This window comes from Rarobacter incanus (assembly GCF_006715765.1).
Classification (GTDB): domain Bacteria; phylum Actinomycetota; class Actinomycetes; order Actinomycetales; family Cellulomonadaceae; genus Rarobacter; species Rarobacter incanus.
Map to the genome: position 1 here is coordinate 84,073 of NZ_VFNV01000001.1, position 20,839 is coordinate 104,911.

Below are 20,839 nucleotides of genomic sequence, written 5' to 3' on the forward strand. Positions count from 1 at the left end.
GCGAAGCGAACGGTCCGTAGTGCGGCGCGATATCATCGTGAGGTTGCGCCTATGCGCGCCGCAACTGCCACTGCCGACTCGAAGGAATCCGCATGTCCGCCTACGAAGCTGCTCCCGCCGCCGGATCGACCGCCGCTGTCCCGACGCACTGGTACAACATCGCCGCGGACTTTCCCGAGCCCATTCCGCCTCACTTGCACCCCGGCACCAAGGAGCCGGTGACGGTCGAGGACCTTTGCGGGCTCTTCCCGCGGGCACTCGCCGAGCAAGAACTCAGCACCGAGCGATACATCCAGATTCCGCGGGAGGTCCGCAGCGTTTACGGGATCTGGCGCGGGACGCCGCTGATCCGCGCATCTCGCCTCGAGAGGGCACTGGGCACCGCATCCCAGATTTTCTTGAAGTACGAGGGCGTGTCGCCCGTCGGCAGCCACAAGCCGAATTCCGCGGTCGCGCAGGCGTACTACAACCGCGAGGAGGCGATCACGAAGCTGACCACCGAGACTGGTGCGGGGCAGTGGGGAAGCTCCCTCGCCTTTGCCGGATCGCTTTTCGGCATCGACGTCGAGGTTTGGCAGGTGCGGGCCAGCTACGAATCAAAGCCCTACCGGCGGTATCTGATGGAGCTGTACGGTGGCACCGTGCACTCCAGCCCGTCCGAATTGACGGAGGCCGGACGCGCGATCCTGGAATCCGACTCCGAGACAACCGGATCCTTGGGGATGGCGGTTTCGGAGGCCGTGGAGGTTGCGCTCAAGGATCCCGCGGCGCGGTACGCGCTTGGCAGCGTTTTGAACCACGTCGCGTTGCACCAAACCGTGATCGGGCAAGAGACCATCGCGCAGCTGGCCCGGCTAGGCATCGGCCACGCGGATGTCGTGTTTGGTTGCGCCGGGGGTGGCTCTAACCTTGCGGGCCTGTCGTTCCCGTTCCTGCGCGAGGTGTTGATGAACAAGGCGAAGACCCGGGTCATTGCCGCCGAACCGGCCGCGTGCCCGTCGCTAACGCAGGGCGAGTACCGCTACGACTTCGGTGACTTCAGTGGCATGACCCCACTGCTCAAGATGTACACCCTGGGCAAGGATTTCGTCCCGGATCCGATCCACGCCGGCGGGTTGCGCTACCACGGCATGGCGCCGGCATTGAGCCACGCGGTCCACCTGGGGCTCGTTGACGCGGTCGCGATCGAGCAGACTACCGCCTTCCACGCCGGCATATTGCTGGCACGCACCGAAGGCATAGTCCCGGCTCCCGAATCGACCCATGCGCTGGCGGCCGCGTTCCAGTACCTGGCCCACAGCGACCGCGCCGAGACCATCGTCATCGGGGTTTCCGGCCACGGACAATTGGATCTGCCGTCGTACCAGGGATTCCTGGAGTCCTACCAACCGCCCGTAGGCTAGGGCGCTCAAGGTCTACTTGCATAAGGACATAGGTGTGCTCGTTTTTTCCGATATCTCGGAGGTTCCCGCTGACTTCGGCCCGAGCGTGGTCACCATCGGCAACTTCGATGGGGTCCACCGGGGTCACCAGGAGGTGCTGCGGCGCGTAGTTCACGAGGCGCGGCGCCGCGACCTGACCGCTACCGTGATGACGTTCGACCCGCATCCGGCGCGCGTGCATCGCCCGCTCACGCCGCTTGCGCGCCTGTGCTCGCTAGACGAACGCCTCGAATTAATCGCCGCTGCGGGCATCGACGCCACGCTGGTCGTTCCGTACACCCTTGACTTTGCTAGGCAAACGCCGCAGGGGTTCGTGCTGACCTATCTGCTTAAGGTGCTCTCGATGCGCGCGATCGTCGCCGGGCACGACATCCGATTCGGATGGGACAACGTCGGGAACTTTCAAACCCTGCAAGAGCTCGGCGCCGAATACGGGTTCGACGTCATCGCGATCGACGACGTGGGGCACAAGGAGACCGGTGCGCTCAGGTGGTCGTCCACGTTGGTCCGCGACGCTCTGCGGGCGGGGGACGTCGCTTCGGCAGGGGCGATGCTGGGACGAGAGCCCAGTGTGCGCGGCACCATCGTCGCGGGGGACCGGCGGGGCCGGGAATTGGGATTCCCGACCGCAAACCTTGACGTGCCCGCGGGCGCAATGATTCCTGCCGATGGCGTGTATGCGGGGTGGCTCACGGTCTCGGAGGAGCTGAGCCGGGTCGCGGCGGCCATCTCCGTCGGCACGAATCCGACCTTTCACGGCACCGAGCGCAGGGTGGAAGCGTACGCGATTGGCCGCTCGGGGCTCGATCTGTACGGCAAGGAGGCGAAGGTCGAGTTCGTGGAGCGGGTCCGAGGGCAGGCCGTTTTTTCGGGCGTTGCCGAACTCATCGCGGCGATGCGCGACGACGTCGCACAGTGCGAGCGGATTTTGCGAGGCACGGCCGGGCGATGAACGCGAATGCGATGCGCCCGGGAACTATCTTTGGTAGACTTGAGCGTTGCCGTTTGATCGGCCGCGGATGAGTAAGAGCCCGGGTGAACAGGCCCCGGCGCACCGCGCAACGGAAAATACAAGGAGAACCGTGCCACTCGATACTGCCACGAAGGCTGAAATCATCAAGCAATATGGGACCAGCGAGGGCGACACCGGTTCGCCGGAGGTGCAGGTCGCGCTGCTCACGCAGCGCATCAAGGACCTCACCGAGCACCTCAAAGAGCACAAGCACGACCACCACTCGCGCCGCGGGCTCTTGTTGCTGGTCGGTCAGCGTCGTCGCCTGCTGGGCTACCTGCAAAAGATCGACATCGAGCGCTACCGTAGCCTCATTGAGCGACTTGGCTTGCGCCGATAACCGCACATCTTTCGCTGCCAGCCCGGAACGGTCATCGTTCCGGGCTGGCGGTCGAAATGGGGAATGATGCGGGCGCGATGGGCGCCCGCAGGCCCCGAGCCAGCTTGTCTGGCTAAACCGACAACCCGTCCCTGATGGTTCTGGTTCGGTCCTCGGTAGTGGCCTCCGCACTAGGTGCGTGGGCCTCGATCGAAGACCGCCGAAGGACGAACGGGACACTTCGAGAAAAGGAGGGAACCTGTGTCAGGTTCCGAATATGCAGTGGAGGCCCGCATCGACAACGGTCGATTCGGCGTCCGCACCATCCGCTTTGAGACCGGCCGTTTGGCGAAGCAGGCGGGGGGAGCCGTTTTGGCTTTCCTCGACGGCGAAACCGCGCTGCTTTCCACCACCACCGCCGGCAAGCACCCCAAGGACCAGTTCGACTTCTTCCCGCTGACGGTGGACGTGGAAGAGCGCCAGTACGCTGCCGGTAAGATCCCGGGCTCCTTCTTCCGCCGCGAGGGCCGTCCTTCGACAGACGCGATCCTGGCCTGCCGCCTCATCGACCGCCCGCTGCGCCCGCTCTTCGTCAAGGGTCTGCGTAACGAGGTGCAGGTCGTGGCGACCGTCATGGCGATTCACCCCGACGATGCATACGACGTGCTTGCTATCAACGCTGCGTCGGCATCGACACAGATTTCGGGCCTGCCGTTCTCCGGCCCCGTTGGTGCGGTTCGCCTGGCGCTGATCGAGGGCCAGTGGGTCGCCTTCCCGAAGTACTCCGAGAAGGAAAAGGCTGTCTTCGAGATCGTCATCGCCGGACGCAAGATCGTGGACCGCAACGGCAACCCCGACATTGCGATCGCGATGATCGAGGCCGAGGCGACCGAAGCCGCCTGGAACCTCATTAAGAACGAGGGCGCCCAGGCGCCAACCGAGGCCGTGGTCGCCGAGGGAATCGAAGCCTCCAAGCCCTTCATCCGCGTCCTGATCGATGCGCAGGAAGACTTGGCGGCCAACGCCGCCAAGGAAGTACAGAACTTCCCGCTGTTCCCCGACTATCAAGACGACGCATTGGCCGCCGTCGAGGCCGCGGCCTCGGAGCGCCTGGGTGAGGCGCTGTCGATCGCAGACAAGCAAGCCCGCGAGAGCCGCCTTGACGAAATCAAGGATGAGGTCTTGGGCGAGTTCGCTACCAGCTTCGAGGGCCGCGAGAAGGAAATCTCGGCTGCGTACCGCGCGGTGCAAAAGGCCATCATCCGGCGTCGCATCCTCACCGACGGGTTCCGCATCGACGGCCGCTCGCTCACGGACATTCGCTCTTTGGCGGCAGAGGTGGATGTCCTGCCGCGCGTCCACGGTTCCGCGCTGTTCGAGCGCGGTGAGACACAGATCCTCGGTGTGACGACGCTCAACATGCTCCGCATGGAACAGCAGATCGACTCGCTGAGCCCCGAGACGCGCAAGCGTTACATGCACAACTACAACTTCCCGCCGTATTCGACCGGTGAGACCGGCCGTGTTGGCAGCCCCAAGCGTCGCGAAATCGGCCACGGGGCGCTGGCGGAGAGGGCGCTCGTTCCTGTCCTGCCATCGCGTGAGGAATTCCCGTACGCCATCCGGCAGGTGTCCGAGGCGCTCGGATCTAACGGTTCCACCTCGATGGGATCGGTGTGCGCATCGACCCTTGCGCTGCTCAACGCGGGTGTGCCGCTGCGGGCGCCCGTCGCGGGTATCGCGATGGGGCTGGTTTCCGGTGAGATCGATGGCGAGACCAAGTACGCCGCGCTGACCGATATCCTCGGTGCCGAAGACGCTTTCGGTGACATGGACTTCAAGGTGGCCGGAACCTCCGAGTTCGTCACCGCAATCCAGCTGGACACCAAGCTCGACGGCATCCCCGCCTCGGTGCTGGCCGGTGCACTGAGCCAGGCGAAGGAAGCTCGCCTGGAAATCCTGGACCTGATCAACGAAACGATCGACGCCCCCGACGACATGGCGGACACCGCTCCGCGCGTGCTCGCGGTCAAGATTCCCGTCGACAAGATCGGCGAGGTCATTGGCCCCAAGGGCAAGATGATCAACCAGATCCAAGAGGAGACGGGCGCGGACATCACGATCGAGGATGACGGCACGGTCTACATCGGCGCCGTCGATGGGCCGTCGGCGGAGGCCGCTCGTTCGCAGATCAACGCGATCGCCAACCCGATGGTTCCGGAGGTGGGCGAACGCTACCTCGGAACGGTCGTGAAGACCACCTCGTTCGGGGCCTTCATTTCGCTCACCCCCGGCAAGGACGGTCTGCTGCACATCAGCCAGATCCGCAAGCTGGTCGGTGGCAAGCGCGTGGAGAACGTGGACGACGTCTTGACGATCGGCCAGAAGATTCAGGTCGAGATCGGCGAGATCGATCCGCGCGGCAAGCTGTCGCTGCTGGCGGTCACCGATGCAGACGGCGACAAGGAAGCTCCCGCCGGCGAATAGTTGAACCGTCGCCGCGGAGGGCGTCCCGCGGCGCAACATATGACGCCCAATGGTTGTGTAAGGCCGCGGGGGCGGCGCGAAGAAATTATCGCGCCGCCCCCGCGGCCTTCCGTCGTTCTCGGGTGCTTGCCGCATGGGGGCGCCGCGTCGCGGCGAAAACTGAGGTCGAAGCCGCTACTTTGATGCGCGCTTTTGGGCGTATATCCGCCCAAAATGGGTAATGCTGTAACCTCTCAACGCGGGTAACCCGCCAACCATTTGGACCTTGAAGGTTCATTTCACGATGACAATAGTTGTGGTAGCCGTCGGAACTCTGGCATGATAGCGGCATGTATTGGTCTTCCATGGCGGAAGGCCAATCGTCAGGGGCATCCCGCCCAATCGATTGTCATCAAAGGAGAGACAATGCACAGACGCACGCGCGAACGTACGGTCGCGCTCGGAGCCGGCATTGCTGTTGCATTCGGGGGCTTGGCCACGTCGGTGGCTGCACCCGCGGCGCAGGCGCACGAGGTATCATCGGCGGCCGCATGCCAGTCATCGCCAAAAACCGGGCAGTACTCGGACGGGGTTGAGACGGCAACCGTCAAAATCCTGGCGACTGATCCGGTCACCTGCCTGCGCACGTATTCGCTGAGCAGCGACCGCAGCAGTGCCCAGACCTTCACCGAGTCGGCGGACGACCCGATCGTGCGGACCGGGTCCACGGTGCTCGACGGCCTGTACGCATTCGCGCTCCACGAGGAGAAGCTGCTGCGCAAGGACTCGATCACCACCGATAACTACAACGGTGGGCAAACCATTTCGTGCAACCCGTCGGATGTCGACGAGAGCGAGCAGGTGGGTTGCTACATCACGGGTAAGAACTGGACCTACATCTGGACCCGCGACCTGTCGTACGCATCGGATCTGGGAATGGCATCCATCGACCCCATTCGCATGCGCAATACACTGGAATTCAAGCTCTCCGAACGGCGCACCGACGGCTTCAAGCGATCCGGAGAATCGGTCACGACGCCGTTCGCGGACGCAACCGGTTCGGACCTGCAGATCATTCAGGACACCGGAACCGGCGGCAGCTACCCGAACTCGACCGACCGGGTTTCGTGGGCGCTGGGAGCCGAAGAGCTGCTCAAGTGGCTGCCGCAGGAGCAGCGCGAGGCGTTCGCTGCAAAGTCTCTCGAAGCGGTCAAGAACACGATCGACCACGACAGGCAGGTTGTTTTCAACACATCCACCGGCCTCTACACGGGTGAGACGTCCTTCCTCGACTGGCGCCAGCAGACGTACCCGGACTGGACGGGCTCGGACGTCATTGACATCACGGATTCGCAGTCGCTGTCGACCAACATCACCCACTGGTACGCGATCGACCTGGTGGCGAAGCTGTCGCAGGCGGCGGGCAACGAGGCCGACGCGACGAAGTACCGTGGCTGGGCCGACACGCTGGCGCAGACAATCCGGGACCGATTCTGGCTCGCCGAACGCGGACAGTTTTCTGCTGTCGTGGGCACGACCCTCAACCCGGTTGCCGACGATCGCTACGACGCGCTCGCAACCTCCTTCGCGGTCCTCAGCGGAATAGCCACACAGGAGCAGGCGGCACAGGCGATCGCGAACTACCCGCAGACCTTCACCGGCCCCTCGGTCATATGGCCGCAGCAGCAATTCGACGGTTCGTACCACAATGACGGATCGTGGCCGTTCGTGACGGTGTACATGCTGCGCGCCGCTGCGGCGGTCGCAAACGACACTGCCGCAACCCGCCAGTTCGAATCCATGCTGCGGACCCCGGCGATATTCGGTTCGAACTACGAGAACATGAACATCACGACGACCGAAACCAACACGCGGCTCAATTCGAAGTATCAGACCTGGTCGGTTGCCGGATTCCACGGGATGTTCCAGGACGTACTCTTCGGCGTGCACGCTCAGGACGACGGCCTGAAGGTAAACCCGTTCGTGACCGCCCAAATTCGCGACAAGTACTTCGCCGACAGTGACTCGATCACCATGTCGAATATCATCTATCTCGGCAAGAAAGTAACCATAAAGGTTGACCTGCCCGAATCCGCGGCGACTGCGGGTGCGTACGCCGTCACCGGCCTCGAGGTCGACGGTGCAACAGTGGCGGTGGACTCGACCATCGCGGCGGGCGATCTGAGCGACGACTCGACCATCGAGGTTTCGCTGGGCGACGCGAAGGCGAGCAAGTCGGCCGCCCCGATCACGGACACGAAGGACGATGAGGCGCTTTACGGGCCCAAGACCCCGAGCGCGAGCGTTTCGGTTGCCGAATCTGGCTCCTTGCAGTTGACAGTCGGGCTTGCGGGCGAGAAGCAGAACGCGCTCGGAATGGACATCGTCCGCGACGGCAAGGTCATTGCGCGCGGCTTGGATGCGAGTACCCAATGGGTCGATCAGACGTCGAATGGGAAGGAACAGAACTCCTACTGCTACGTGGTGCGTACCTACTACAAGTCGAGTGGCAACGCGTCGCAGGACTCCAAGCCCGCGTGCTATTGGGGCCCGGAAAACGACCGGGTGATCACCGTGGACGCCGCCGACTTCACGAACGTGACCACCGGCGCAGTGGCAGCGGACACGACTTCCACCAAGTGGGGCGGTGACCACTACTACGATTTCGGCAACGACCTTGCCGACGAGGTCACGGCCCAGGTAACGCCAACGGTCTCGGGTGATTACCTGCTGCGCGCCAACTACGCCAAGGGCGGGGATCTGCGAAACGGAGTGGATTCGGGAATCAAGCGCGTGAGCGTCACCGAAGACGGATCCGATACCGCAGTGTCGACCGGGTTCTTCATGATGCCGCGCACCGACGGCTGGAGCAACAAGCGGGACTCAACGTTCGTCAAGGCGCACCTGGAGGCGGGCAAGACCTACAACATCAAGGTGTACCAGGACGCGCTCTCGGTCAACATGAGCTACTTCGAGGCGAACCGTTGGCACAACGAGCAAACGGGCGGCGCCTCGAATGTCATGGACATATTCAGCGTGTCTGCCTCGCTGAAGACAGCGGACGAGGCACCCGCGTTGGAGGCAACCGACGGTGGGTCGCAGACCTTTATCGAGCAGGGGAGCGCGGCACTCGTTAAGGTGCAACTGGCCGGTACCGAGGCGGCCGCGGCAGCTTCCAAGGCCGTAACGGTCACCTCCCAGGACGGTACCGAGGCAAACCTGGATGTCACGAAGGATGAGGGCGCCGACACCTATACCGCGGCGGGATCGATAGTTCTCGGTGCGGTCGGTCGGCAAACCCTCACGGTCAAGGTCGACGGGCAGCCGGTTTTGACGCTGCCGGTAACGGTGCGTGCACTGCCGACGGCAGTTGTTGCGCCAACCGACCCCGACGGCGAAGCCGGTTGGTACACCACGACACCCACCGTTACCGTGACGCCCGCCGCACTAACTACGGCGCAGATTCGGTTCAACGGTGGCACGTGGCAGGCGGCCGAAGGCGCCGTTGCTGTACCCGACGGCGAAGACGTCAATGTCGAGGTGCGGGCCGTCGATGCGGGCGGATCGGTCGGTGCCGTGACGACCGTCGCCACACTCGATGTCGACGCGACCGCGCCGACCCTGAGCACAGATGTAACGAACGACGGCGTCACCGCGACCGTGGTAGCGAATGCCACCGATGCGTCGTCGGGGATCGCCGCGATCGAATACCGACTGCCAGGATCCAACACGTGGGTTGCGGAATCGGCCGGTGTGCGCCTCGCGCTGAAGACAACCAAACAGAAAGTCGAAATCCGCGCTATTGATGTCGCGGGCAACGTCTCGCAGGTGTTCACGGTCGCCGTTCCCTTGGCGTCAAAGAACCCGGCGGCCAGTGGATCGGTCTCGGTGGTTGGCATTGTTGCAGTCGGCTCCCAGGTTGTCGCTTACGCCAAGAATTGGGGCTCCGGCACATCGCTGCGCTACCAGTGGTACGCGGACGGAAAGGCGATTGCTGGTGCCACCGGCGACGTGCTGACCATCGCCGCAGCCCACCAGGGCAAGCAACTTAGCGTCACGGTGACCGGCACTGCCGGCGACATGGCGGCCGTTACTAAGACCGCCAAGGCGAGCGCCTGGAAGATCAGCGCGGGCACTGTGAAGATCACGGGCAAGCGCAGGGCGGGCGCGAAGCTCAAGGCGGTCGTCAAGGACTTCGATCCGGCAAAGGTTACGTACACCTATCGCTGGTACGCGGGCGGAAAGGCGATCAAGAAGGCGACCAAGAAGACCTTCAAGGTCAAGAAGGCCCAACGCGGCAAGAAGATCATCGTCAAGGTGACCGCGAAGCGGGCCGGGTTCGCCTCGGTCACCAAGAAGTCGAAGGCCGTGAAGATCAAGAAGTAGCCGGGGGCAGGTGGTGCGGTGCCGAAGGGCGCCGCACCACCCCTCCACCTCGAAATATCAGTGTAGGCGTAAAGGAGCGCAACCATAATGCAGGGAAGAAGAGACTCCCGGGTCGTCAGATCCGGTGCGAGTCGCGGGCTATTCGCCATTGCGGCCGCAGCGTGCGTAGCAGTGACACCGTTGTTGGCGGTGGGAGCGGGCGTGGCCTACGCGGACCCCGCGCCGGTGACTGTTCCCGGCGAAGCGACCACATCACCCGACGGAAAAACCGCGCTGGGGGTAACGGTCGATGATGACGGCAACCTCTACTACGAGGTGGTCGCCCGCGGAGAAAAGCTGGTAAAGAAATCCCAGCTTGGGCTGGACCTATCCGACGTTGGTGTTCTGGGCGATAACTCGGAAGTGACCGCCGTGAGCGATCCGACGACAACGGACGAAACGTGGGAATCGTACGCAGGCACCGACAAGGAGGTGCGGAACTACTACACGGAGCGGACGTATTCCGTAACCGATGACGGGATCAACTTCCAGGTCATCGTGCGGGCATACGACGATGGCGTTGCCTTCCGCTACAAGGTGCCGAACCAGACGGGGCTCAGCGAACTGAAGATTAAGGACGAGGTCACCCAGTTCCAATTGGAGGGTAACCCCACGGCGTGGTGGACCGGCCAGAACTTCAACTCCGACGAGGGCGAGTGGAAGTCCACGAGCTACGCCGAGATGGGCAGCGCGAACGCGCCCGCGACATTCAAGTTCGCCGATGGTGACAACTTCCTGTCGATTCACGAAGCAGACCTCGATAACTACTCCGCGATGACGCTGAAGAAGGAAGATGGCCACCTGCGCGTGGAACTCGTCCCTTCCCTGACTCGCACCGAGGCCGTCATTCGCGACACCGCGGCGATGGCCGACGCGACGCCATGGCGGTCGCTGACGATTGCGTCGTCGGCAGCCGGCCTAGCCAATTCGCACCTGCTCGAGAACCTGAACCCGGCCCCGGACGAGGACCTCTATGCGGATGCCGAGTCCTGGGTCAAGGGTGCCACCTACGTTGGCGTTTGGTGGGAGCTGCAACAAGACCAGGCATCCTGGGAAGAGGGGAGCAAGCACGGCGCAACGACGGCCCGCGTCAAGCAATACATCGACCTGGCCGCCGCCAACGGAATCCAAGGCGTGCTTGCCGAAGGCTGGAACAAGGGATGGAATTCCAAGGAGTGGAAGCAACAGACCTATTACGTGACGGCCGATGACTTCGACGTCGACGAAGTGACGGCCTACGCCGCATCCAAGGGCGTGCAGTTCATTGCGCACGCCGAAACGGGGGGTAACCCCTGGCGCTTCGAACAGCAGATTAAGGGCGAGCTGGGACCGGAAAAGGAAGTCGGCAGCGACACGATTCTGCCGGGTCAAAACGGCAAGCCGCTGTTCGAGCAGTACAAGGAGTGGGGAATCCACTACGTGAAGACCGGCTACGTGGGCGACACCCCCAACATCCCCTCGAAACAGGACGCGCTTTCCGACGATTTCGATCCCAACAACTACACCGCGGCCCACAACCGATACGACCAAGATATGGTCAACCACTACCGGTATGTTCTCAAGGAGGCAGCGAAGTACCAGGTCAACATTAACTGCCACGAGTGCGTGCACGGCACCGGCGAGACACGGACTTTCCCCAACGCGGTGGCCCGCGAGGCCGTGCGCGGGCAGGAATATGACGCCTTCACAGGCACAGGGAACAGCCCCGAACACACGCTGATTCTGCCGTTCACGCGGGGGTTGACCGCACCCATGGACTACACCCCTGGCGTCATGGACGTCTTGAACAACAAGCGCGACAGCTCCTGGCGTGTACACACCACCGCCGCGAAGCAGCTGGCCATGACCGTGAACTATCACTCGGGTGTCACGATGGCTGCAGACATTCTGGAGAATTTCAAGGTCAATAAGGGAATCACCTGGTACAACGGGTTTCCATCGCAGTGGGACGAATCGCGGGTGCTGCAGGCGGAAATTGGCGATTACATGATCACTGCGCGCCGCAACGGCACCGGTTGGTGGGTCGGGGCGATGAACGGCGAAAGCCCCAGGAACTTGACCTATTCGCTTGACTTCCTCGGGAGCGGGGAATTCGTTGCGGACGTGTTCGAGGACCCGGCGTCAACGACCTACACCGAGAACCCGTCCGCGCTTTCGATCAAGTCATACCGCGTCACGAGCGCCACGCAACTGGTCGCCTCGCTCCCGAAGTCCGGCGGGCAGGCTGCGCGCATCCGCCCGGCCACGGCCGCGGACGCGACGCTGCCGCAGTACGTGTCGCCTCTCGCGCAGGTCACGTCCATTGCTGCCCCGTCCAGCATCGCCGCCGGTGACATTGTCAATGTCAGCGCGGTGGTGACGAACCCGGGGACGGGCGTTGCTTCGTACGAGGCCGTGTTGAAGGTCAACGGAAAAGAAGCCGCCTCCAAGACCGTGCGTGTTGCGGGTGGCGACAGCGAAACCGTTACCTTCCAGCAGCGTATTCTCGCGGCCGGAACGGTCCAATTCGCGATCGGCGACAAGTCGGTCAGCGTGGTTGCGGGCAGTGCCGTGGCCGCACCGACCGGACTTCGCCTGGTCTCGGTCGGCACCAGCAAGCTGACGTTCGAATGGGATGGCGTCGACGGCGCCAGCTACGAAATCTATCGGCGATCGGATCAGGGAACGTATCCCACGACGCCCATGGCAACCGTTGCCGCGGGAACCACCTCCTTTACGGACATCATCAGGTCGAACGGAAACACCTACGTGATCAGGGCGGTTAAGGACGGGGTGCGTTCGGCCGCCTCCGCCGAGCTGAGCCAGCACGGTGCGGTCGTCGCGTCGTTTACCGATCCTGCCGGTGATGACAACGGTCCGGGCACCTACACCTATCCGACGAACGGAACGTTTGTCGCGGGTGCGTACGACATCACGGGAGTCACCATCGCTGATACGGGGAATGCCTACACCTTCGTGACCAAGATTCGCGGCGAAGTGACGAACCCGTGGGGCGGCGATGCGATCACGCTGCAGAACATTCACTTCTACCTCGGAGAAGGGGACGCAGAGCCCACGACTCCGGCTCTCGCCGGGACCAATCTCTACACGACGAACACCTGGCAGAAGGTCATTGTCGTTGACGGTCGCGGCGCGGCGGGAATCTACGGCACCGACGGAAACAAGACGGCGGACGTGTCCTTGGGCGCGAGCGCCACCGATCACACGATCAGCGTCACCGTGGCGAAGTCCGACCTGCCCGCGGGCTACGACGCGGCAACGGGCAAGATCGCGGTCGCCATGTTCTCTGACGCCGATTGGGGAGAAGGGATCAACCGGATTCGACCCGTGTACGACATGACTTTGGCCTGCAACAGTGGGTGGATCCCCGAGTGGCGTCCGGGCGGCGGTGCTGGCTGCATGGACGATTCGCTTCCGGCGAAGGACACCGACACGTCCGACGGCAACGCGTTCGACATTCTGGTTCCGGCCGGCCAAACCCAGGCGGCGGCACTGGCGTGGACAGGCGATGCGACCCCGACGCTCCCGTTCGTGGAGCCTGCTGCCCCCGAACAGCCCACTGTGGCCGGCTTGCTGGCAAATGGCACAGCGTCCAGTGCGAAGCCTGGAGCAACGGTCGATTCCGTTCTCGGTGTGTCGGCGCTTGCGGCTTCGGGTGCGCCGATCGAGGGCACCGCGGTCACTTTCACGATCGAAGGCCCCGGGTCATTCGCGGGGGGCGCGAAGATTGTCGTGGTGGAGACGAATAGCGCCGGGTATGCCGCAGTTCCCGAAATCACCGCGGGGACAACCGCGGGGACGATTGTCGTGACTGCGACGGTTGGCGATTCGACGGCCGTTGTGTCGTCCATCACCATTGAGGATGAACCCGCCACCGAACCTGTCGTAACCGTGGCCGCGCCCGTCTTCTCAAGCTCCGTGCAGACATACGGCTCCATATCTGCCACAGTGACGGCAACGGTGCAGGGCGCTGCAGCGGGCGTCGTGACGTTCACCGCAGGCGGGACCAAGCTGGGCACGGCGACCGTTCAGGCGAATGGGTCTGGTGGCAAGGCCACCTTGACGCTCCCGAAGAAGCTCGCGGCGGGCACATACACCAACGTGATCGCAACCCTGGTTGACTCTCGTGGCGAGGTCGCTGTTTCCAAGGCCGGGCTGCCAATCACGATCCTGAAGGCCAAGGCCAAGAAGGTGACCGTCAAGGCGAAGCGGTACAAGAAGGGCAAGAAGGTCAAGGTGACCGTCAAGGTCTCGAAGGTACCCGCCGGAGTGGGCGCCGTTGGCAAGGTCCGCCTCTACGTTGGCAAGAAGGCCGTGAAGACCGCGCGCCTGAAGAATGGCAAGGTCACGGTCAAGCTGGCCAAGAAGTATTCGTCGAAGAAGAAACTCAAGCTCAGGGCTAAGTTCATTGCGGCGGATGCGAAGAACGTGGCATCGTCGAAGTCAGCGCGAGTCACAGTGAAGCGAAAGTAGACCGTCGCTGCACGAGCGGGGTGGGAGTCACCGGTTGGTGGCTCCCACCCCGCTTGCGTTGGTCGAGTTGCCCGCTTGCGTTGGTCGAGTTGCCCGCTTGCGTTGGTCGAGTTGCCCGCTTGCGTTGGTCGAGTTGCCCGCTTGCGTTGGTCGAGTTGCCCGCTTGCGTTGGTCGAGTTGCCCGCTTGCGTTGGTCGAGTTGCCCGCTTGCGTTGGTCGAGTTGCCCGCTTGCGTTGGTCGAGTTGCCCGCTTGCGTTGGTCGAGTTGCCCGCGGAGCGGGCGTATCGAGACCATGCGCCCAGTCGAGTGGCGTGAGTTGCACGCTTGCCGGGGCTATCTTGTCTTGATCTCGATATGCGCCTTCGGCGCACTCGATCGGCGGGGGATGGCGCATTCGATCGGTGGGGGATGGCGCATTCGATCGGTGGGGGATGGCGCATTCGATCGGTGGGGGATGGCGCATTCGATCGGTGGGGGATGGCGCATTCGATCGGCGGCGTTGAGCCCGGCAACCACTAAGCAAGGATTGGTAGGGTTTTACCCGTGAATGATCAACGCGTGAAAGAGCCACAAACGGACCCTGCCGGCATTCGGGTGGCGGTGATCGGAGCGCGCGGTCGAATGGGATCGACTGTGTGCAAAGCGGTGGCGGATGCGCCCGACATGGCCCTCGTGGCGGAAATCGATCAGCACGATGACCTGGCGCGGACGCTCAGGGATTCTCGCGCCGACGTGGCGGTGGACTTTTCGGTGCCCTCCGCGACCGAGGCGAACGTGATGACAGCGATCGACGCGGGAGTCCATATCGTCGTCGGCGCAACCGGCTGGGACGACGATTCGTTGGGACGCGTGGCCGCTCGGCTTCGGGAGGCGGCGAATGGCGCCGGCGTTTTGGTCGCCCCAAACTTCTCGTTGAGCGCCGTGTTGACGATGACATTTGCCGCCAAGGCCGCGCGATACTTCGAATCGGTCGAGATCATCGAACTCCACCACCCCGCCAAGGTCGACGCCCCGTCAGGAACGGCCAAGCACACGGCTGCGGCAATCGCGAGGGCGCGCCGTGATGCCGGACGAGGCCCATCACCCGACGCCACCGAGTCGGGCTTCGAGGCGCGCGGCGCCGTGGTCGATGGCGTCCACGTCCACGCGGTTCGCCTGCGCGGGCTGGTCGCCCACGAGGAGGTCCTGCTCGGCAACCCCGGCGAGCAGTTGGTGATTCGCCAGGACTCTTTTGAGAGGACCTCGTTCATGCCAGGAGTGCTGCTGGGGATCAGGCAGATAGCCTCCCGGCCAGGCCTGACGGTGGGGCTGGAACACTTCTTGGATTTGGCCTGATGCGCAAGTTGAAGGCGATTTTGCCCGCCGCATTCGTGACGGCGCTGCTGGCAATCTACCTGTGGGCGGTTCAGGCGCGCGCCATGACTCTCATCCAGACCGGCAACTGGGCGGGGATAGGCATCGGCGTCGCGGCGCTGGCGTTGCCCGTCATCATCGTCGTCTTCGTCGTGCGGGAGATCGTTTTGGCCATCGAAGTGCAACGGATGGCCGATCAACTTGCCGCCGCCGGCGAATTGCCGACCGACGACCTGCCGCGGTCCCCCGGCGGGCGTATCGATCGTGATGCTGCCGATGCGGCCTTCATCGCGGTGCGCGAACAGGTCGAGCGGGACCCGGACAACTGGAAATGCTGGTACCACCTGGCTTTTGCCTACGAGGCGGCCGGGGACAAGACGCGAGCACGTCAGACACTACGAAAGGCAGCCGGTATGTGGCGGGTCGCCAGGCGCGCCAGCGGCCGTTCGGGCGAAAAGTAGGGCATGCGCCCCCCGCGCAACACCGCACCGCTAGGGCCAACGGTGCGCCCGGAGGGCGGGGCTCGTCCCGGCTCTTAGTGCTTTGTCTGGGACATCTTGTCGATCAGCGCAAGCGCCAGCGCCGAGACAACAAACGTCAGGTGGATCAGGGTCTGCCACAGCATCGTTTCCGGCGAAATCCGGCCGCTATCGGATTCGATGAACGTTCGCAGCAGGTGAATGGACGAGATTCCCACGATGCTCATCGCCAGCTTCGTCTTGAGGACGTTCGCATTCACGTGGCTGAGCCATTCCGGCTGGTCGGGGTGGTCCGCCAGGTTGATGCGCGAGACAAACGTCTCGTATCCGCCGATGATCACCATGATCAACAGATTTGAGATCATCACCACGTCCACCAGGCCCAATACCAGGAGCATGGTCGAAGATTCGTTGAGGGCCTCGCCGTGCCCGAAGGCGCCTTCGACCAGGTGCCACAGTTCCTTGAGGAACTGCCATACGTAGACGGCTTGGGCAACGATGAGGCCAAAGTAGAGGGGCGCTTGGAGCCAGCGAGAGGCAAAAATGGCCATGCCGATCGTCGATCGTTGGCGTGGTGTGGGCGAGGCCTGTGGCGTTGTGGTCGTTGTCGTTTCGGGCATCAGAACTCCTAGCGTCGTCAAAGGGATCGACACATGGTACCGGTCAAAAGACGGACATTCCTGAACGTATCCGGCGACGAAAGCGCGCCAGTGGTGCCGCTCACCGCCGCGACTTCGTCCCATGCCGATAGAATTGGCGGGTGCATGCTGAATCGAACACACCGGTACCCACGCCGTACGAGGACCTGCTTCGTTTAGTCCTCGAAACCGGGACGCCAAAGGCCGATAGGACGGGGGTCGGAACTCGTTCGATCTTCGGACACCAGATGCGATTCGACCTGCAAAAGGGATTTCCGCTGGTCACTACCAAGCGGGTCTTTGTTCGCGGCGTCGTCGGCGAACTGCTGTGGTTCTTGCGGGGCGATTCCAATGTGACCTGGCTGCAGGACCACGGTATTCACATTTGGGACGAGTGGGCGGATAAGGACGGCGAACTAGGCCCGGTCTACGGCGTGCAGTGGCGCAGCTGGCCGACGCCCGATGGTGGGCACATCGACCAGATTCAGGCAGTTGTGGACCAATTGCGATCCGATCCCAATTCGCGCCGAATCCTCGTCTCCGCCTGGAACGTGGGAGAGCTAGACCGCATGGCGCTGCAACCATGCCACGCCTTTTTCCAGTTCTACGTCGCGAACGGGAAGCTCAGCTGTCAGCTGTATCAACGCAGCGCCGACCTGTTCTTGGGGGTCCCGTTCAACATAGCTTCGTACGCATTGTTGACGCACATGGTCGCGCAGCAGGTGGGGTTGGAGGTGGACGAGTTCATCTGGACCGGGGGAGACTGCCACATATACGACAACCACACCGACCAGGTCTTAGAGCAGCTTGACCGCGAACCCTATCCGCTACCGCAACTCAAGCTTCGCCGGGCCGCAAGCCTGTTCGACTACGATTTCGACGACGTCGTAATCGAGGGATACCGGCACCACCCGGCGATCAGCGCGCCGGTTGCCGTATGAATCCGGCCACCGGGCCGCGGATCGGACTAATCTGGGCGCAGGCGCGTGATCGTGTCATCGGTTCACAAGGGAAAATGCCCTGGCATATTCCGGAGGACTTGGCATATTTCCGCACGGTGACCACGGGCAGTCCCGTCATCATGGGACGCCGCACGTGGGAGTCGTTGCCGCCGCGGTTTCGCCCGTTGCCGGGTCGCGACAACATCGTCGTTTCGTCGACTATTCGCGCTTTGCCCGGCGCCCGCGTGGTCGGTTCGCTGGCGGACGCGTACAAGGTCGCGCAAGCGGTCACATCTGCCACCGGTCGGCGCAGCGGCGCGGGTGCGGGCAGCGGCGGGCAGCGCGGGGCCGCCGAGGAGCATTGCGCTAAAGACGCCACGGTCTGGGTCGTCGGTGGCGGGCAGCTGTACGCGGCATCGATCCGCGACGCCGCGGTTATTCACGTGACCGAAATCGACGCCACGATCGTGGGCGACACCCGTGCCCCGCAGATTCCGGCGCACTGGGTCCCAAGCAGCGTCGGCAGGTGGCAGGAATCTGCATCCGGGCAGCGGTTTCGGCACGTCGTGTACGAGCCTGCCGATTCCGTCGATCGGTTAGCGGTACCGTAGGATCATGCGTGTGATTGCTGACTCCACCCCGCCCTTTGGTCAACTGTTGACCGCGATGGTTACCCCGTTCACCGACAAGGGTGTGGTTGACGTCGAGGCGGCAGTGTCACTCGCGAAACACCTGGTCGATCAGGGGAACGACGGTTTGGTGCTGCACGGCACGACCGGTGAAGCGCCAACCACGCACTCGCCCGAGAAGTCCGAAGTCATAAGCGCGGTCGTCGAGGCCGTGGGCGAACGCGCCGTCGTTATCGCGGGCGCCGGATCGAACGATACCGTGCACGCGGTGCGCATGGCCGAACAGGCCGCGGCCGCCGGGGCGCACGGTCTGCTGGTGGTCACCCCCTACTACTCGCGGCCCTCGCAGGCTGGCGCGGCTGCCCACTTCAAGGCGGTTGCGGGCGCCAGCGACCTACCGGTCATGCTCTACGACATCCCTGGCCGCGCCGGCCTGCGTATTGCGCCGCAGACGTATGACGATGTCGCGCAGTTGGACAATGTCGTTGCGGTAAAGGACGCGACCGGGGACGTATACACGGCGGCGCTGAACCAAGCCCGGACGGGTCTTGCGCTCTACAGCGGCGACGACGGGTTGTACCTGCCGTTCTTGTCGGTCGGGGCGGTGGGCCTGGTTTCGGTCGTGTCGCACATCGCGACACCCAGCTTCGTCAAGATCCGCCAGGCATGGGAACGCGGCGACCACACCGCCGCGATAGCGGAATTCCACGCGGTGACGCCGCTCATTGAGGCAATCATGGGCGGCGGAATTGGGGCGGTCATGGCTAAGGAGGCCCTGCACATCATGGGCCTGCTCCCGTCGGCCGCCCTTCGTCTACCTCAGGTTGGCGCTGAACCTCAACAGCGCAAAGAACTAGAAACTACGCTGCGCGCGTTTGGGCTGACATCCTAGTGCACCGCGCGGCATCGACCTCAGGAGGGTCATGAGCGCATTACCAACTGATCTATTGCCGCCGCCACCACTGGAACCGGGGACGCTTCGCGTTGTCGCGTTGGGCGGGCTGGGCGAAGTCGGACGAAACATGTCCGTTCTCGAATACGACGGCAAACTGCTCCTCATCGATTGCGGAGTCCTGTTTCCGGAAGAACACCAGCCGGGCGTCGACGTTATCCTGCCCGATTTTGACTACATCGCCGACCGATTGGGCGACGTGGAAGCCTTGGTCCTCACCCACGGCCACGAGGACCACATCGGGGCCGTTCCGTACCTGCTTGCCTTGCGCCCAGACATACCAGTGATCGGGTCCAGGCTGACGCTAGCGTTTGTGGCGGCCAAGCTAAAGGAACACCGGATCTCTGCCACAACCCGGGAAGTCAAGGAAGGCGAACGCGCGGCGTTCGGCGATTTTCACTGCGAGTTTGTGGCGGTCAACCACTCCATACCCGATGCGCTTGCGGTGGCCGTCACAACGCCTGCCGGAACGGTGCTGAACACCGGCGACTTCAAGATGGACCAGCTTCCGCTGGACGGCCGGATCACGGATTTGCGTGCGTTCGCGCGGCTCGGAACCGAAGGCGTCGACCTGTTTATGGTCGATTCGACCAATGCCGAAGTGCCGGGATTCGTCACGCCCGAACGCGAGATAGGCCCCGTACTCGATCAAGTGTTCGCCGAATCGCAGCAGCGAATCGTGGTTGCCTCGTTCGCCTCGCACGTTCACCGCGTTCAACAGGTGCTCAACGCCGCCCACGCGCACGGCCGCAAGGTGGCCCTGGTGGGGCGGTCTATGGTCCGCAATATGGGGGTCGCGGTCGACCTCGGTTACCTGACGCTTCCCGGTGACGTTCTTATCGATCTGCGCCAGGTCACCGATTTGCCGGATGACCAAGTGGTCCTCATGTGCACCGGTTCCCAGGGTGAGCCGATGGCGGCGCTCAGCCGCATGGCGAACGGGAATCACAAGGTGTCGATCGAACCCGGCGATACCGTGATCCTGGCCTCGTCCCTGATCCCCGGAAACGAAAACGCCGTGTACCGGGTCATCAACGGGCTCATGCGGCTCGGAGCGCGGGTCGTCCACTCGGGCAACGCAAAGGTCCACGTTTCGGGCCACTCGGCCGCCGGCGAACTGCTGTACTGCTACAACATCCTGCGGCCCAAGAACGTCATGCCGATACACGGGGAGACGCGGCACCTGATCGCCAACGGGGCGCTCGCGGTCAAGACCGGCGTACCGCCGGAACGCGTGATGATTGCCGAAGACGGCGTGGTCGTTGATCTGCGGGACGGTAAGGCAAACATCGTCGGTGCGGTTCCTTGCGGGTTCGTCTACGTGGATGGTTCATCCGTGGGCAAGCTCACCGACGACGAACTGCAGGATCGGCGCGTCTTGGGCGAGGAGGGATTCATCTCGGTATTCGTCGCGGCCGATTTCGCGGCGAAGACGATTGTGGCGGGCCCGACCATACGCGCGCGCGGGGTGGCCGAGGATGACGCGGTGCTCGACTCTCTGGTGGAGCAGGTGCGCCAGAGCGTCGAAACCTCCCTCGCCGAGGGCGCCAATCCGCATCAGGCCCAACAAGCCGTGCGCCGGGTGGTTGGTCGCTTCGCCTCCAACCGCCTCCGTCGGCGCCCGATGATCGTCCCCGTGGTGCTAGGCGTGTAGAGGATCCGCAGTCTCTAGGTGGTGCGGGAAGTCCAACGGGACCTCCCGCACCACC

Annotated in this window: 13 protein-coding genes; 12 read left to right on the forward strand and 1 reads right to left on the reverse strand. The window is 63.5% G+C overall.

Features of this window, described 5'->3' with window-relative positions; genetic code table 11:
- The first annotated feature begins 92 nt into the window (after positions 1-92).
- From FB389_RS00360 to FB389_RS00395, 8 genes are all read left to right on the forward strand, one after another.
- Positions 93-1,403 carry a TrpB-like pyridoxal phosphate-dependent enzyme gene (locus FB389_RS00360; protein ID WP_142110856.1) on the forward strand — a complete coding sequence of 437 codons (1,311 nt, stop codon included), beginning with the start codon at positions 93-95 and terminating at the stop codon, positions 1,401-1,403.
- A 34-nt stretch (positions 1,404-1,437) separates the two neighbouring features.
- A complete protein-coding gene (locus tag FB389_RS00365; RefSeq protein ID WP_142110857.1) occupies positions 1,438-2,394 on the forward strand; it encodes a bifunctional riboflavin kinase/FAD synthetase in 957 nt (318 codons plus the stop codon).
- A gap of 130 nt (positions 2,395-2,524) precedes the next feature.
- Positions 2,525-2,794, forward strand: a complete 270-nt coding sequence (gene rpsO, locus FB389_RS00370) for a 30S ribosomal protein S15 (protein ID WP_142110858.1) — start codon at positions 2,525-2,527, stop codon at positions 2,792-2,794.
- A 240-nt stretch (positions 2,795-3,034) separates the two neighbouring features.
- Positions 3,035-5,260, forward strand: a complete 2,226-nt coding sequence (locus FB389_RS00375) for a polyribonucleotide nucleotidyltransferase (protein ID WP_142110859.1) — start codon at positions 3,035-3,037, stop codon at positions 5,258-5,260.
- Between the two features lie 405 nt (positions 5,261-5,665).
- Positions 5,666-9,625, forward strand: coding sequence for an MGH1-like glycoside hydrolase domain-containing protein (locus FB389_RS00380; protein ID WP_142110860.1), 3,960 nt, complete (start codon positions 5,666-5,668; stop codon positions 9,623-9,625).
- 87 nt (positions 9,626-9,712) lie between these two features.
- A complete protein-coding gene (locus tag FB389_RS00385) occupies positions 9,713-14,137 on the forward strand; it encodes a glycoside hydrolase family 97 N-terminal domain-containing protein (protein ID WP_142110861.1) in 4,425 nt (1,474 codons plus the stop codon).
- A gap of 559 nt (positions 14,138-14,696) precedes the next feature.
- Entirely contained in the window at positions 14,697-15,473 is a 777-nt protein-coding gene (gene dapB, locus FB389_RS00390; protein ID WP_281282007.1) for a 4-hydroxy-tetrahydrodipicolinate reductase, read from the forward strand.
- Entirely contained in the window at positions 15,473-15,952 is a 480-nt protein-coding gene (locus tag FB389_RS00395; protein ID WP_142110862.1) for a tetratricopeptide repeat protein, read from the forward strand. Before dapB ends, FB389_RS00395 begins: the two co-directional genes overlap by 1 nt.
- Positions 15,953-16,026: 74 nt before the next feature.
- On the opposite strand, the gene FB389_RS00400 is transcribed toward FB389_RS00395, so the two are convergent.
- Positions 16,027-16,590: a TIGR00645 family protein gene (locus FB389_RS00400; RefSeq protein ID WP_142110863.1), complete on the reverse strand. Its 564-nt coding sequence runs from the start codon at positions 16,588-16,590 to the stop codon at positions 16,027-16,029.
- A gap of 140 nt (positions 16,591-16,730) precedes the next feature.
- Here FB389_RS00400 and FB389_RS00405 point away from each other — a divergent pair, with 140 nt between their 5' ends.
- Genes FB389_RS00405 through FB389_RS00420 form a run of 4 tightly spaced genes read left to right on the forward strand, consistent with a single transcriptional unit; the run spans position 16,731 to position 20,784 of the window.
- Positions 16,731-17,549: a thymidylate synthase gene (locus FB389_RS00405; RefSeq protein ID WP_142110864.1), complete on the forward strand. Its 819-nt coding sequence runs from the start codon at positions 16,731-16,733 to the stop codon at positions 17,547-17,549.
- Entirely contained in the window at positions 17,546-18,160 is a 615-nt protein-coding gene (locus FB389_RS00410) for a dihydrofolate reductase (RefSeq protein WP_142110865.1), read from the forward strand. The genes FB389_RS00405 and FB389_RS00410 overlap by 4 nt, the downstream gene beginning before the upstream one ends.
- Before the next feature lie 4 nt (positions 18,161-18,164).
- Positions 18,165-19,070, forward strand: coding sequence for a 4-hydroxy-tetrahydrodipicolinate synthase (gene dapA, locus FB389_RS00415; protein ID WP_142110866.1), 906 nt, complete (start codon positions 18,165-18,167; stop codon positions 19,068-19,070).
- Between the two features lie 31 nt (positions 19,071-19,101).
- Positions 19,102-20,784 (forward strand): ribonuclease J, encoded by a 1,683-nt coding sequence (locus tag FB389_RS00420; protein ID WP_142110867.1) that lies wholly within the window; start codon positions 19,102-19,104, stop codon positions 20,782-20,784.
- Positions 20,785-20,839 lie beyond the last annotated feature (55 nt).

Excerpts from the sequence above, each read along its gene's own strand:
- FB389_RS00360 (WP_142110856.1), top strand. The coding sequence starts at position 93 with ATGTCCGCCTACGAAGCTGCTCCCGCCGCCGGATCGACCGCCGCTGTC.
- FB389_RS00380 (WP_142110860.1), top strand. The coding sequence starts at position 5,666 with ATGCACAGACGCACGCGCGAACGTACGGTCGCGCTCGGAGCCGGCATT.
- FB389_RS00385 (WP_142110861.1), top strand. The coding sequence starts at position 9,713 with ATGCAGGGAAGAAGAGACTCCCGGGTCGTCAGATCCGGTGCGAGTCGC.
- FB389_RS00395 (WP_142110862.1), top strand. The coding sequence starts at position 15,473 with ATGCGCAAGTTGAAGGCGATTTTGCCCGCCGCATTCGTGACGGCGCTG.
- FB389_RS00400 (WP_142110863.1), bottom strand. The coding sequence starts at position 16,590 with ATGCCCGAAACGACAACGACCACAACGCCACAGGCCTCGCCCACACCA.
- FB389_RS00410 (WP_142110865.1), top strand. The coding sequence starts at position 17,546 with ATGAATCCGGCCACCGGGCCGCGGATCGGACTAATCTGGGCGCAGGCG.
- dapA (WP_142110866.1), top strand. The coding sequence starts at position 18,165 with ATGCGTGTGATTGCTGACTCCACCCCGCCCTTTGGTCAACTGTTGACC.
- FB389_RS00420 (WP_142110867.1), top strand. The coding sequence starts at position 19,102 with ATGAGCGCATTACCAACTGATCTATTGCCGCCGCCACCACTGGAACCG.